This window comes from Acinetobacter sp. 24-47-67 (genome assembly GCF_056779735.1).
On sequence record NZ_JBWYIK010000002.1, the window covers coordinates 134,104 to 149,565 of the forward strand.

A 15,462-nucleotide genomic window follows, 5' to 3' on the forward strand; every position below is an offset into this window, starting at 1 on the left:
AGTTAACGTTTAAAAACCAACATAATTTGTTGGCGACATATTTTTTTAAACAAACTGATTTATGTGCAAAAGCACAATTAAACGCAACAGTTTGTCTTTTTGCCGATATAATAAGCCTTCGGCGTTGGCATATTCTTTTGGGACCATTCCGAGTTTATGCTAAACAAAAATTTAGTTTGAATTTCAAAATTTTGAAATCTCTAAACAAATGTTCACTTACGGCGGTATCCGTGCGCTGACTATAGCAAACCTTAGATCATCTGCCTATGGGCTACACAGACATTTCTAGTCAATTGGGTAGTCTAAATGATCAGTTTTTAATCGAATTTAGTATTTTTTTAGGTCAACGTAACTGTATGAATTCTACGCAAGAATGGCAAAGCGTCACTTGGTTTGAAGTGGATGAGCACCAATTGGGGCAACGCATCGACAATTTTCTATTCGCTCGTCTTAAAGGAGTACCGAAAAGTCGAATCTATCGTTTAATTCGTGAAGGTCAGGTGCGGGTCAACAAAAAGCGTGTGAAAGCGGAAACTAAATTGAATATTGGCGATCAAATCCGTGTTGCACCGATTCGTTATGAACAAAAAGATGAATCTCAAGCTCCAGTATCAGACAAAGTCGCGCAGGGCTTGTTAAGCCGTGTGATTTATGAAGATGAAGGTCTTTTAGTGGTGAACAAACCTTCTGGGATTGCGGTGCACGGTGGAAGTGGTGTTGCGTATGGCTTAATTGAAGGCTTACGCGCAGCGACAGGGAAAAAATATTTAGAATTGATCCATCGTATTGACCGTGATACTTCAGGCTTGGTGATGATTTCTAAAAAGCGGAGCGTGTTAAAAACACTTCAAGATATGCTTCGTGAACACAAGATTCAAAAAACTTATGCTGCTGTGGTGAAAGGCCAAGTAACACTAGATTCCCAATTAATCGATGCACCATTACATCGCTATGAGCTAGCCAATGGTGAACGTCGAGTGCGTGTATCTAAAGAAGGAAAGCCTTCAAAAACCCAATGGAAGGTAGCAGAACGCTTTATGCATGCATCACTCGTGTATGCATCACCGCTTTCTGGTCGTACACATCAAATTCGCGTACATGGACTCAGTATTGGTCATCCCTTGGTGGGTGATGAAAAGTACGGGCATGAGACGGAATATCGTGGACCTAAACCACGTCGTTTATGTTTACACGCAATGCGCTTAGAGATTCCAGGATATCCAGTAATTGAAGCACCCTTGCCTGAGGATATGCAAAGTTTGGTTGCACAACTTCGCGCACAAAAAGCGGATAAACCTGTAGTGCAGTCTCAACAAGACTGATTGCGTCTCAGTGGTTGTGTAAAGATTGAATCGTTGTGTCATGACGAGGTCATGCAACGATGGGATCTTAATATGTCACGATGATATTTAAGTGGCATCTGCCCGATCAAAATTAGGATACAAAATATGACATCAGCGGTAAAACTCATTATTTTTGATTGGGATGGCACTTTGTTTGATTCAGTGGGTCAAATTGTTGAAAGTTTAAAATTTGCCGCTAAACAATTTAATCAACCTTTGACTGATGAGGATGCTAAAAGCATTATTGGCTTAGGATTACCTGAAGTTGCGCAAGTTTTATTTCCTCAGGTTCCTGATTTACACGAGGCAATTTTACAATCTTATTCAGCGCATTATGTTGAGCACTCGAAACATGATCGTTGGTTTGATGGTGTGGCTGAAATGTTGCATGATCTCAAAGAATCAGGAATTCATTTGGCTGTTGCGACAGGAAAAAGTCGTAAGGGGCTAGATCGAGTACTGGGGCAAACTCAGAGTGTGAGTTTGTTTTCAGCTACACGTGCAGCCAGTGAAACAAAATCAAAACCAGATCCGTTGATGTTGGCTGACATTTTAGCCGAAACTGGTTTTAATGCAGATCAAGCGATAATGGTAGGAGATACTTCATACGATCTTGAAATGGCATTGAATATTCGTATGCCAAGTGTAGGGGTGACGTATGGCGTTCATGTACCTGAGGTATTACAGCAATATCATCCCCTTGCGGTTGTGGATTCCATTGATGAATTACATCAACTTTTAAAAAATTTGATTAATCAGTCAGTTGCTTGCTAAATCACATCGATAAAAAACCCGCTCAATTCAGCGGGTTTTTTATTCACGTTGAACTTTGATTAAAGTCTAAATAAAAGACTTTTGAAAGTAACTCCATAAATTTTTGCACAGCAATACCAGTGGCATTCTTGCGATAACTTACAAAGAGATCCAGAGAAGGTAGCTCTACATCGAGTGGACGAGTCACACTATTTTCCAAGAGAAGTGGCATAATATAGCCAGGAAGAATCGTACACCCTAAGCCAATACCAATAGAGTTAATGTTAAACAAGATATTGTCAGCTTTTTGAACAATTTTAAAAGAAACGCCATTTTGTTCAGCGAAGCCTAAAATGGTGTCATGCAGGGTCTTAGATTGCTCATCTGAAGGAATAACAAAATCAATGCCATCAAGCGCTTTTACAGGAATACGTTCGTACTTTGCCAAAGGGTGGTCTTTAGGCAGAATAAAAACTAAAGGTTCACGCAGTACAAAGCGACTCTCGATCTCTTCAGAATCTAAACGTTGACGAGTAAAAGTAATGTCCAATTCACCTTTCTTTATGCCTTTGAATTGCTCAATATTATTTAAGCTTTGTAATTCAATTTTTAATTCGGGATTTTGAACACGTAAGTTAGGTAATACATAAGGAAAGATTTTCATTTCTGCAACTGGCACAAAACCAATGCGTAGCATTTTTTGTTTTGCTTTAGACACTTGGCGCGCCATATTAATTGCTTTTTCTGCTTGAGCAATGGTGAGTCTCGCCTGTTCCAGAAACACAGCGCCTTCTTCGGTCAATTCAACTTTTCGTTTGGTACGATTTAGTAAACGCACACCAACATCTTCTTCTAAATCTTTGATTTGTTGGCTGAGTGAAGGCTGTGCTGTGTAGAGCTTAAGTGCAGCTTTGCTAAAATTAAGCTCTTCTGCAACTGTAATAAAATAGCGCAAATGCCGTAATTCCATATAGCCTTCCAGAGAATAATCTAAAAAATGTCTTAATGTTGCTAAAGATGAGTATAAGTGAAATTGATCAATAAGTAGATGTATTTTGGTATTTAGTTAGTGAATGAAGCATTTTTTTGTATTTTAAAATTCACATGCATTTAATTTCTTACTTAGATAGAAATTCTACATTTCAAGATCGAACTCTCATCGCGAATGAGTGACTGATTTGTATAGGTTTAGAAAAGATTGTATCTATTAAAGTTGAAACCAATTGTTTCGGCTTTAAGTCTATGAAAAATAATAATGTAGAGAAAAGTACGTTGAAGCTTTGGGAGATCAGTTGTTCAGCGTTAAATCACATCCTAAACAAAATTTAACTTCCTCTATTTAAGATTTCTGTGGGTGATTAAAAAAACATCAAAAATCAGAAAAAAACAACAAAATCATAAACAAAAAGAAAGTCTGAGTTGTATATGATGAATAATAGAGGGATGATTGGTGTTCTATCTCACAATTTATTGATGAAATTATAACCACTTCATGGGAATTGAGATTGATGTTGTCTTAAATGAAACACGAACAGTGTATCTTTTAAAAACATAATTTAAAAATGCGAATAGATGATGAACATAATCTATTTATATAACTGAATAATCAACTATTTCAAAATCGCTTCGGTTTAAGGTGCTTACATTTATTATGTCTAATTTGACTGATATTCCAACGACGACTTCGAGTAATCCAGAGTCTACACTTGTTGTTGGACGGAAGCCGCAAGATTCTAATCTGCACTATCAACTAAAGACTGAAGATTGTATTCGGCATGTGTGGTTTAAACCAAAACTTAAATTGGTTTCACTGGATCACCATAATGGGCAAAGATTCGTTAATCAGGAACCACGTCCTGCACAGCTCAACCAATGGAATTTATATAAATGGTTGATGGCTCGTAAAAGCTTTACCTGGCAAGGTGATTTCGCGAAAGAGCAACAGGACTTTATTCAAACCAAACGTGCTAAGCCTGAGGCTCGTCCGCATGCAGATTTAGAAGATTGGCAAGTATGGTTTGTTGGTCATGCTACGGTTTTAATTCAAATTGGTCCATATAACTTCTTAACCGACCCTGTATGGGCGGATTATGTAAGCCTAAAGCACGGGAGTGGACCGAAACGTGTTATCCCTGCAGGGATTGCACTTGAAGATTTACCACAGATTCACGCAGTATTACTCAGTCATAATCACTATGATCATATGGATTTAGCGAGTTTGAATTGGCTACATCAAAAATTTGCTATGCCGATCTATACAGGTCTAGGAAATGCAGCCTATTTACCGAAAGCATTTCATGTGATTGAGATGGATTGGTGGCAGTCTGCCTTATTCAAAGATTTTAAAATTGTCTACACGCCTGCCCAACATGGTTCTGGTCGAGGGCTTCGTGATCAAAACCTTGCATTATGGGGTGGTTTTTCAATTTTATCTGAGCATGGTCATTGTTACTTTGCTGGTGATACAGGCTATGCACAACATTTTAAAGAGATTCACCAGCGCTTAGGTGCACCAAGGATTGCTTTACTGCCAATCGGTGCATATGAACCAAGAGTATTGATGCAATATCTACATATGAATCCTGCTGATGCATTCCAAGCACATAAAGATTTACACGCAAAACGTTCACTAGCGATTCACTATCGTACTTTTCAGTTGACAGATGAAGATCGGAATCAACCTGAGTTGGATCTGCACCAAGCGATGAAAAATGCATCTAAATTTATCAGTCCGTTTTATTGTATTCGGGAAGGTAAAAAACTAATTGTTTGAATAAAAAAAACCGCTGATAACAGCGGTTTTTTTATGGAGATATTAATTAAAGTAAGCCTGGATTTCCTTGTGCTGGGTCAGTTGCACGTGCAGCCTGTGCATCAGCTACGGTCATGCCTAATGCTTTTGCAACACCCTCGCCATATGCTGGGTCACAAGCATAGCAGTTACGAATATGACGATACTTAATGAAATCTAATGCATCGCCCATTGCTGCGGCTGTATTGTCAAATAAAGCCTGTTTTTGCTGATCATTCATGAGATTGAATAATGCGCGTGGTTGACTGAAATAGTCATTGTCATCTTCGCGGTAATCCCAGAAATCTGCCGCACCAGAAATTTTTAATGGTGGCTCTTTATATTGTGGCTGTTCCTGCCATTGGCTGAAACTATTTGGTTCATAGTGTGGCAAAGCACCATAGTTACCATCAGTACGACCTTGACCATCGCGACGGTTTGAGTGAACAGGGCAACGTGGTGCATTCACTGGAATTTGATAATGGTTAACACCAACACGGTAGCGTGCAGCATCTGCATAGTTGAACAGACGTGCTTGAAGCATACGGTCAGGTGAGAAGCTGATGCCTGGCACTAAGTTACTTGGGGCAAAGGCAGCTTGTTCTACGTCTTGGAAGTAGTTTTCAGGGTTACGATTAAGTTCGAATTCACCGACTTCGATCAAAGGATAGTCCCCTTTAGGCCATACTTTGGTTAAGTCAAATGGGTGATATGGAACTTTCTCTGCATCTAGCTCAGGCATGATTTGGACGTACATTTTCCATTTCGGGAAATCACCACGTTCAATCGCATCAAATAAGTCAGTTTGAGAACTTTCGCGATCTTTCGCAATAATCGCTTCAGCTTCTGCATCAGTTAAATTCTTAATGCCTTGTTGCGTGCGCATATGGAATTTAACCCAGAAGCGTTCGTTGTTGGCATTGATAAAACTGAAGGTATGGCTACCAAAACCATGCATGTGACGGTAACCATCTGGGATACCGCGGTCTGACATGACAATCGTCACTTGATGTAATGCTTCTGGAAGTAAAGTCCAGAAATCCCAGTTGTTGGTTGCACTACGTTTGTTGGTTTTAGGATCGCGTTTTACTGCTTTGTTTAAGTCAGGGAACTTACGCGCATCACGTAAGAAGAAAACTGGAGTGTTATTACCTACTAAATCCCAGTTACCTTCTTCAGTGTAGAATTTTATTGCGAAACCGCGGATATCACGTTCAGCATCTGCTGCACCACGTTCGCCAGCAACTGTAGAGAAGCGCACAAAAATATCGGTTTTTTTACCGATTTCAGAGAATAATTTAGCGCGAGTATATTGCGTAATATCATGGGTAACAGTGAAGGTACCAAATGCCCCAGAACCTTTCGCGTGCATACGACGCTCAGGAATCACTTCACGAACGAAGTTGCCTAATTTTTCATTCAGCCATAAATCTTGTGCAAGTAAAGGACCACGTGCACCTGCTGTCATACTGTTTTGGTTGTCTACTACAGGAGCACCAGCATCAGTTGTTAAGTGGGTGACAGGACATTTTTTTGAGTCATCGCTCATATTCATTCTCCATTTATAATATATGCCTTTCTTGATGGTTGGCTGAGCATTCACTTTTATAAGTTCTAGCGCCTCCAATATCAGAGACATGAACCGTTTTGTTCGATCATTCTAAAGCAACATTGTGACAAGAATGTGTGTTTTATTGAGTTTACAAATTCATCATAAATCATGATGCGTTCAATTGGAGTGTTTAATTTGTAAATAAAATTCCAATTACCCTCATATAAATTAAGGGTTTATTTGAATATTCACCAATAGAATATTTGGTTCAAGTTAAAAGGATTTAACGATGATTTACAGTAAGGTTTTGGTTGTGTAATTTTTGGATATGAATCATAAGTTTGGTTGTTTAAGTGTTTGAATCTTACTGTCATGAAGCATTGCATGATTACTTCATGACGGCGATTAACTTAAGAATCTTTGTTAAACATCAAGCACAATGATTGGTGAGCGAGCTACAGTGTTGCATAGGGTAATGCGATGTTGAATAGTGGATGAGTCAACTTCTAACTGAGTTTGACCTTCCAATTTAGTACATACACAGGCTTTGCATAAACCTTGTTGACAACCGCTTGGCAGTTTCAGTCCAGCTTGACGCGCGGCTTCAAGTAAAGTGACATTCCCTTCAATGTCGATACTTGTATTACTCTTTTTGAAAATCACTCGACGTGTAACACCATCAGACTCAAAACTGAGAGGAGCAGGTTTAAAATTTTCTGTGTGAAATGCTGCTGCTTTAACGCCTGCTTGAATAAGTTGTTGGCGAGCAGAATCGATTAATGCTTGAGGGGCGCAGGCATATACGTGTTGGCATTTAAAATCTCGAATATAAGCTTGGAAAATTTCAAGACTAAAACGTCCTTGTCGTAAATCAGATGCCGACTCGTTCTGAACTTTGGAGCAGATGAAGTGAACATTCAAATTTGAATACTTCACGATTTGACGAATCTCATTTTCAAACAAAATAGAATTTTCATCATGGTTAAAGTAAAACAAATGAGCTTCAGCTTTACTTTCGATACGATGATATTTTCTTAACATACTTAAAATTGGTGTAATACCGACTCCTGCTGCGATAAAGATTAACTTCGGCGGGAGGGTGTCTAAAACAAAATCGGGTGTAGATTGTGGTGGACTTACAATCGTCACCTCTGTATTTACAGGAACATGATCATGAATATAGTGAGAAACGATGCCCGCAGGTGTACGTTTCACTGCTATTTCAAAATAGCCATCTGCGCTTTGGCTTTCATGCAATAAGCTGTATTGACGAATATAAGTTTGCCCATTTATTTCAAAGCTTAATGAAATAAATGCACCTGCCTGCCATTTTAAATGTTCCCAGCCTTGAGGCTTGCTCATTTTAAGTGTTTTGACTTGACCATTAAGCTGTATTTCGACTTGTACAACTTTTGCCGACGCATTATAGAACTGTGGCTTGTGTAAATATGTCATGGTTGAGGGTGGCTGATATTGAATTCCTCGTTTGATACGTTTTAATAATTCTTTTGGTCGAATGAGTAATTTGAAAGGGTTATTTTTTTCTTGATTACCAAAAGGTAGAGTTCTTTTAATGAGGCTGAGCGGTATCGCTGGAATCAGCTTTTCCATGGGTGAATTGTGATAAGGCAAATGATATTTTTCACAAATACTACGTACTACAGCTTTGATTTGTCTTTGACGATTACATGCTAAATCTGGAAATAAATGATGTTCAAGATGTGTATCTAATCCGCCATAAAAGATTTCGAATGGAGGTGGATTTGGATACGGGACCTCTTCATCAAGGATCTTTTTGAGAAACTGATCCAGCGGTGCATATGGGATAAAATTGGTGGTACTTTTAATCTGTCGTATGAAATATTCTTCTTGCGTCTCATCAGGTCCAGGATCTGAATAAAGCTCCAAATTTTCAGCGTGATGTTCTAAGAAGAGGATATGAAGTAAAAAACCATAGCCTATCGTCGTTGTAAGATAATTTCCGATAAAAACTGGTAATTTTTTTGACCATTTTGCAGCAACTGGTGCTTCAATAAATTTTTTTTGAACATGAGCTTTTATGAGACGAAGTGATTGAGTAAAGGTTTCTTTGGACAGGATCTTTCGCCCTTCTGTACGTGCTGCTGATGTGGCTGTATAGAGTGTGAAATAGTAAGATGGTGTTATCATCAGTGCACTGTAAATTAGCAATTGAATACTGTGATGTCCGTACCAGCTTTGACCTGCTAAGCTTCTTAAAAAGGAATATCCTAAATCATGATCTTTGCCAACGATATTGGTAAATGGATGATGATTTTGATGATGCATGACGCGCCATTCACGAGGATCAGTCACAAAGTCCCATACCCAGCGTTCTGAATGAAACTCGGTTGCTTGGGGGAGGTGATCATAACTTCCGTGCATGATGTTATGACCGAGCTCTGAAAATTCGAGTAGGGTGTGTAAACAACCCAGAATAATGCCCCGTCCCCAAGATTCTAAACTTACACATTCACGAATAAGTTGCTCACTGCGTAATTTTATAGCCTTTGAATATGCAGCAACATTTCGAATATGATCAATATCTTGGTCGTTCATCTCGGCTTTGGTTTTTTGATATAACGCCGTGAGTTCATTGACCAGGCTTTGCTGTTCCTCAGCAAGATTGGCATACATGTTCATAAAAATTCCATTTTCTTTTTTTATGAATATAAGAGATTGAATTCACTTGTAGAATGATAATTAAACAGTTAAATTTGACATTAGATGACAAATAAAAACGCGAACAATGATGCTTAATTCATGGAAGTTTTTAAGGGAAGCGAATACAGCTCGGGTACTATGTCATGTTGCTGAAAGCTACGGTATTACTTTTGAGCAATGCCTAGAAAATACACAACTGACGAAACAGGATCTTTATCAAGAAAATTTTGAAATTCAAGAACGAAATGAATTACAGATCATCAGAAATATTCTGAATCTGATCTCTGACGAACATCCCATTGCGATCGAAGCTGGGCTTCGACATCACACCACCACATTAGGGGCTTGGGGATTTGCAATTTTAAGTAGTGCCAATGTCAGAGAAGCGTTGCTGATCGCGATACGATATCTGAAATTAGGCGCAATTTTTTCTGATGTGGCTTTGCAAGAAGATGGTGAATTTACACATTTAAATTTATTTCATCATGACCTAAGTGCTGATATGCAATTATTTATTTTAGAAAGAGATATTGCGACCATCATCACACTTCAAAATGACATTCTTGGTGCTCAATTACCATTTCAGATAGATTTAGCGATGACCAAGCCTTGCTATGCAAATCAGATAGAAGAATTAACTGGTTATCCTATTTTTTATGAGAAACCACAAAGTCGAATCACGATTCAATCTGAATTGTTGCTTACCCCATTGCGTCAAGCTGATGACTTCACTTTTATGCGTTACCAAAAAGAGTGTGAGCATGTATTTCGACGCCGAAAAAGCTTAGGGGACTATAGTAAAAAAATACGCGAGTTTTTATTAAAGAATGCATCACAAATGCCGACGATTGAAGATATATCCAAAGCTTTAGCTGTCAATGTTCGTACCATTCAGCGCAATTTAGCCAATGAAGGGATTACGTTTCACCAATTGGTTAAAAATTTACGTGAGGATTTGGCAGATGATTTATTGCTGGGTACTGATCTCACAATAGATCAAATTTCTGAACGGTTGGGTTATGCAGAAGTATCTGTTTTTTCTAGAGCATTCAAGCGCTGTAAGGGTATGCCACCAGCAAAATATAGAAAGATGATGCAACAATAGCAGAACACAATACTGAGATCATATTAAGACGTTAATAAAAATTTAATGACAATTCAGGTCATCATTTGCACTAGATAATCTACTTTCAAAAGCTATACTCGATAATATAAATAATGAAGTTATAGATAAAAATTCCAAAGAGGGTGCGTTTATGTCGGCATGGATGACACATCAAATACATAATCAATTTGATGAGCTTCAAGATTACAATCTATATACAACAGATCCAATCTTACAAGAAATCTTACAGCGTTATGGCAGTAGAAACTCAGTCCATTTAAGTGAGTTTGGCGCAGTCGTAGGTTGTGAAAGCTTTTATCACCATGCTGATCTTTCCAATAAACATCCTCCTATTTTACATAGTTTTGATGCTCGAGGCAGGCGGGCAGATTTTGTTGAATTTCATCCTTCATGGCACAAATGGATGGCGTTAAATCGTAAATATGCGGTTCATGCACATCCTTTTCTAAATTTTACTCAAGAATCTGGTTGGGTAGATTGGGCAGCAAAATTCTTCCTCAGTGGTCAAGTGGAGTGTGGAAACTTATGTCCAAATTCAATGACCTTGGGCAGCATTCCATTGATTCAAAAAGAACCTGAGCTGTGGAAAAAGCTAGGAGATAAACTTTTATCCACTGAATATGATGAACGTGATTTACCAATTGCTCAGAAAAAATCGATTTGGATTGGAATGGGCATGACTGAAAAGCAGGGTGGTTCTGATGTGCGTGCTAATGAAACGACAGCTGTTCCAGTTGGGCAGTCTGGAAGAGGACAAGCTTATTTACTAACTGGGCATAAATGGTTTTTTTCAGCACCTATGTGCGATGCACATTTGGTTGTTGCTAAAACTGAGCATGATGGCTTGGCATGTTTCTTTGTTCCGCGATGGTTGGAAGATGGCACAAAAAATGCGATTCATATTCAACGACTCAAAGAGAAGGTTGGAAATCGCAGCAACTCTAGCTCTGAGGTCGAATTTAAAGAAGCTTGGGGCATTATGATGGGGGAGGCTGGACGTGGCATTCCGACGATTATTGAAATGGCGAACTATACCCGATTAACGTGTGCGGTAGGTTCAAGTGGCATTATGCGTCAGGCCCTAGTACAAAGCATTGCCTATACTCGTCAACGTCAAGCATTTGGTAAGAGACTTATTGAGCAGCCATTAATGCGGTCGGTGCTCACAGATCTTGCTTTAGAGACTGAAGCGGCAATGCAGTTGAGTTTCCATTTGGCTCATTGTTATGAACATGACAGTGAACTTTGTTTGGCATGGAAACGTATCATGACACCAGCAGCAAAATTTTGGGTCTGTAAAAGAGCAGTAGAGATGACTGGTGAAATGATGGAAGTCTTCGGTGGCAATGGCTACGTCGAACATGGCATCATGGCTCGTCTCTTTAAAGAAGCACCTGTAAACACCATTTGGGAAGGGTCGGGTAATGTCATGTGTCTCGATGTGCTTCGTGCTATTTCTCGTGATCCTGAATCAATCGAGCACTTATTTAAAGATTTAGCATCTACCGCAAGTCACGACAAAATTCTCAATGAAGAGTTGCAGGGACTGTTTAGATTATTTCATCAGGAACCTGATGATTTACAATTTATGGGGAGAAGCTTAGTCAGTCGTTTGGTTGTGCTCTCTCAAGCAGTATTGCTGAAACGTTATGCGCCAGATTTTATTGCCAATGCTTTTATTGCGACGCGTTATCAAAAATTTCATGGTCAAGTGGTGGGAATGCTTAATCCTAAACAAGTAGATGTGACCTCAATTTTAAATCGAGCATTTGCCGCTTAATTATTTTACAAAATCCTTTTCTGATAGACAGCCAACACATAGATGCGGTTGGCTGTTATCGATACATAAAAATAAATAAGTACGACAGTGTGAAAACATAGAATTCACTAGAATCGTGTCATTAAAAATTTTTAAATTTTGATCATATTAAAGTGAATAAAACATGTTGATCAAAAGTTATCTCCTTAATAAAGATTATTCGTCATTATGCATATGCAAAAAAAATCAAAAAAATTAAAGTATTTTTTGGTCTTAGTGGTATTGGTTGCTTTAGCTCTTTCTGTTTATTTCTATATTCAGTCACAAAAAAAGCAGCCAGAACCGCAGACCGTTGAAGTCACTCAAGGTGATCTAACGCAGATTGTTAAAGCCACAGGTGAAATTTATGCATCCGATATTGTCTCCGTGGGTGCGCAAGTCTCAGGTCAAATTCAAAAGCTGTATATCAAGTTAGGACAGGATGTAAAAAAAGGCGAATTAATCGCTGAAATTGACTCGACAACACAGTTGGACAAGCTCAATACCAGCAAAGCCGAACTTGAAGCTGCGAAGGCAGACTTGGCAGCGAAACGTGTCGCTTTACAAACTTTAAAACAAAACTATCAGCGTAAATTAACCTTATACAAAGCTGAAGCAGGCTCTCGTGAAGAGCTCGAACAGGCGAATAATCAGCTTAAACAAGCGATTGCAGATGTTGAGTCAAATGAATATCGGCTGAAACAATTACAGATTAATGTGAATACAGCACAAACTGAATTGGGCTACACACAGATTCGCTCTCCATTGACGGGTACCGTGGTTTCCATGCCTGTTGAAGCTGGTCAAACCATTAACTTTGCACAAACGACACCTTTGATCGCGACGATCGCCAACTTGAATAAGATGGAAATCCGAATGCAGGTCGCAGAAGGTGACTACACTAAATTAAAAGAAAACATGCCAGTTAAATTTAGCACCTTGGCAGACCCCAATGTGAAATTAGATGGTGTGATTCAAAGTATTGATCCTGCTTTAACGACCCTGACCAAAGGAACTTACGACGACAAAAATGAAAATGCGAATGCAGCAGTGTTCTACTATGCAAGAATGTTGGTGGACAACCCTGAGCGTAAGCTCAGTATCGGTATGACAACTCAAAATGACATTATTGTAAATCAAAAAAAGAATGTGCTGAAAATTCCGAAAACAACGGTGATTGGATATGGATCAGATGCCATGGTTTACCTCTATCAATCTGATGCGAAACCTCAACCAAGAAAAGTTGTGACTGGAATTTCTGACTCAAATGATATTGAAATCAAGGCTGGTTTAAAGTTGGGTGAAAAAATTTTGGCAGAGGCACCTGACGATAGTGCGAATACATCAGGCGATACTCAATGAGTTTGATTGAATTAAAAAAAATAAATAAATTTGTAGGTCCAGAAAATAATCAGCAACACATCCTAAAAGATGTCAGTCTCAGTATTGAACAGGGTGAGTTTATTTCGATTATTGGGCAATCAGGTTCAGGTAAGTCTACTTTAATGAATTTACTTGGATGTTTGGATCAAGCCTCTTCAGGACAGTTTCTGTTTCGTGGACAAGATATTTCCTTATTGAGTAATGATGAGCTGTCATCGTTACGTTTAAAAAGTTTTGGGTTTGTGTTCCAACGCTATAATTTATTGAATGCTTTATCTGCTTTAGAGAATGTCGCCTTGCCCGCGATTTATTCAAATTTGAATGCACAAAATCGTTCAGATCGAGCACTGCAACTTTTAGCTCAGCTCGGTTTAGCTGATAAGAGTGACAATAAACCCAATGAAATGTCGGGTGGACAGCAGCAACGAGTCAGTATTGCCCGTGCGCTTATGAATGGTGGTGAGGTTATTTTAGCCGATGAACCCACAGGTGCTTTGGATTCTGAAAGTGGTGAAATGGTCTTGCAAATTTTGGAAGATCTACACCGTCAAGGGCATACGATTATTTTAGTCACTCATGATAAAAGTATTGCAGAACGTGCAGATCGTGTCATTGAAATTAAAGATGGACGCATTCTTTCGGATACGCAGCGTAAATCTTTAGGGCAAGTTTCTCCATCAAAAGTTTTTCATGCGGACATGAAATTCAGCTTTGTTTCCCAAGTGTATGAAGCGATGAAAATGTCTTTGCACTCAATTTTCGCCAATCGTTTAAGGTCATTTTTGACCATGCTAGGGATTATTATTGGCATTTGCTCAGTCACCATTGTCATTGCCATTGGTAATGGCGCAAAAGAAAAGTTTTTGAATGATTGGGGAGGCTTGAAAACAGCAACACTTGAGATTTATCCGGGGGGAACAGCTTTAGCTGCATCTGCCAGCCGTTTAAATATGGATGATTTAAATGCTCTCAATGAGATGAAAGAAATTACCCATGTTTCTCCACATGTCAGTTTAAGCGGGAACATGATTTATCAAAATCGTAATATTGATGTGAGTGCAACAGGTGCAGATGGTTTTTATTTAAAAATTAGAAACATGAAAGTTCAACATGGTCGCTTTTTTACACAGAGCGATGTTGAACAGCGTTCCCAAATCGTAGTGATTGATAAGCAAGCTGCTGAAAAGTTATTTGGACAGCAAAAATTAGCTTTAGGTAAAACAGTGTTATTTAATAAGCGTTCTTATGAAGTTGTTGGAATCGCTGAACCTCAATATAGCTCAGGTTCTTCACAAATTTGGATGCCTTATAATGTATTGATGTCACAAATTTCAAGTAGTGATAATGTCAATCTGCTGACTGCGGTACTACATCAAAATACTGACTCAGTGAAAGCCGAAAAGAAAGTGAGGCAACTATTGATTGCTCGTCATGGTGTGGAGGATTTTGATATATATAACAGCGATGAGTCTATGAAGTCCTTTGAAAAATATTTAGGAACGATGACTTTCTTTATTTCTGCAGTAGCCTTTATTTCATTGGTCGTAGGTGGCGTTGGTGTGATGAATATCATGCTCGTTTCTGTGACCGAGCGAATTAAGGAAATTGGCTTACGAATAGCAGTTGGTGCTCGCCAAAGTGATGTGCAGGCTCAGTTTTTGATTGAATCTGCAGTTTTATGTTTAATTGGTGGCGTAATTGGTGTTGCGATCGCCTTGATCGCCAGTTTTATTTTTAATGCGATTAGCTCAGATTATAAGATGGTATTTTCATGGTCAGTTGCTATTATCGCACTGCTATTTTCAACGCTGGTTGGTTTGATCTTTGGTTATATGCCCGCTAAACGTGCTGCAAACTTAAAACCAATTGAAGCCTTAGCCCATGAATAAGAAAAAATTAGAGATGGCTGTTCAGTGAGTATTGTCTGTATTAACAGGAATTCAAAGTTAGAGATACTAAAGTTAACATTTTTTATCGTGGAATTTATTGTTGCAAATCAGTCTAATATTTTAACTGAAAATTCGATTTTTTTAC

General features: G+C 38.7%; 10 protein-coding genes. 7 read left to right on the plus strand and 3 right to left on the minus strand.

Annotated features, from left to right (window positions below; genetic code table 11):
* Window positions 1–356: 356 nt before the first annotated feature.
* Window positions 357–1,322 carry an RluA family pseudouridine synthase gene (locus AC1M9K_RS04585; protein ID WP_481588736.1) on the plus strand — a complete coding sequence of 322 codons (966 nt, stop codon included), beginning with the start codon at window positions 357–359 and terminating at the stop codon, window positions 1,320–1,322.
* A gap of 126 nt (window positions 1,323–1,448) precedes the next feature.
* Window positions 1,449–2,117: an HAD family hydrolase gene (locus AC1M9K_RS04590; RefSeq protein ID WP_481588640.1), complete on the plus strand. Its 669-nt coding sequence runs from the start codon at window positions 1,449–1,451 to the stop codon at window positions 2,115–2,117.
* 43 nt (window positions 2,118–2,160) lie between these two features.
* Here the strand turns inward: AC1M9K_RS04590 and hcaR are convergent, their stop codons facing one another.
* Window positions 2,161–3,066, minus strand: coding sequence for a DNA-binding transcriptional regulator HcaR (gene hcaR / locus AC1M9K_RS04595; RefSeq protein ID WP_035264195.1), 906 nt, complete (start codon window positions 3,064–3,066; stop codon window positions 2,161–2,163).
* Window positions 3,067–3,747: 681 nt separating this feature from the next.
* Here hcaR and AC1M9K_RS04600 point away from each other — a divergent pair.
* Window positions 3,748–4,869, plus strand: a complete 1,122-nt coding sequence (locus tag AC1M9K_RS04600; protein ID WP_481588641.1) for an MBL fold metallo-hydrolase — start codon at window positions 3,748–3,750, stop codon at window positions 4,867–4,869.
* Between the two features lie 46 nt (window positions 4,870–4,915).
* Here AC1M9K_RS04600 and AC1M9K_RS04605 read toward each other — a convergent pair whose 3' ends face one another.
* Together AC1M9K_RS04605 and AC1M9K_RS04610 are read right to left on the minus strand one after the other, a co-directional pair.
* On the minus strand, window positions 4,916–6,436 hold the full coding sequence (locus tag AC1M9K_RS04605) for a catalase (protein WP_481588642.1): 1,521 nt from the start codon (window positions 6,434–6,436) through the stop codon (window positions 4,916–4,918).
* 426 nt (window positions 6,437–6,862) lie between these two features.
* A complete protein-coding gene (locus AC1M9K_RS04610; protein WP_481588643.1) occupies window positions 6,863–9,100 on the minus strand; it encodes a fatty acid desaturase in 2,238 nt (745 codons plus the stop codon).
* 106 nt (window positions 9,101–9,206) lie between these two features.
* Between AC1M9K_RS04610 and AC1M9K_RS04615 the strand changes: the two genes are divergently transcribed.
* From AC1M9K_RS04615 to AC1M9K_RS04630, 4 genes are all read left to right on the plus strand, one after another.
* Window positions 9,207–10,226 (plus strand): AraC family transcriptional regulator, encoded by a 1,020-nt coding sequence (locus tag AC1M9K_RS04615; RefSeq protein ID WP_481588644.1) that lies wholly within the window; start codon window positions 9,207–9,209, stop codon window positions 10,224–10,226.
* A gap of 151 nt (window positions 10,227–10,377) precedes the next feature.
* On the plus strand, window positions 10,378–12,027 hold the full coding sequence (locus AC1M9K_RS04620; protein WP_481588645.1) for an acyl-CoA dehydrogenase family protein: 1,650 nt from the start codon (window positions 10,378–10,380) through the stop codon (window positions 12,025–12,027).
* A gap of 207 nt (window positions 12,028–12,234) precedes the next feature.
* On the plus strand, window positions 12,235–13,407 hold the full coding sequence (locus tag AC1M9K_RS04625) for an efflux RND transporter periplasmic adaptor subunit (RefSeq protein WP_481588646.1): 1,173 nt from the start codon (window positions 12,235–12,237) through the stop codon (window positions 13,405–13,407).
* Complete coding sequence (locus tag AC1M9K_RS04630) at window positions 13,404–15,317, plus strand: ABC transporter permease (RefSeq protein ID WP_481588647.1); 1,914 nt, start codon at window positions 13,404–13,406, stop codon at window positions 15,315–15,317. Before AC1M9K_RS04625 ends, AC1M9K_RS04630 begins: the two co-directional genes overlap by 4 nt.
* Window positions 15,318–15,462 lie beyond the last annotated feature (145 nt).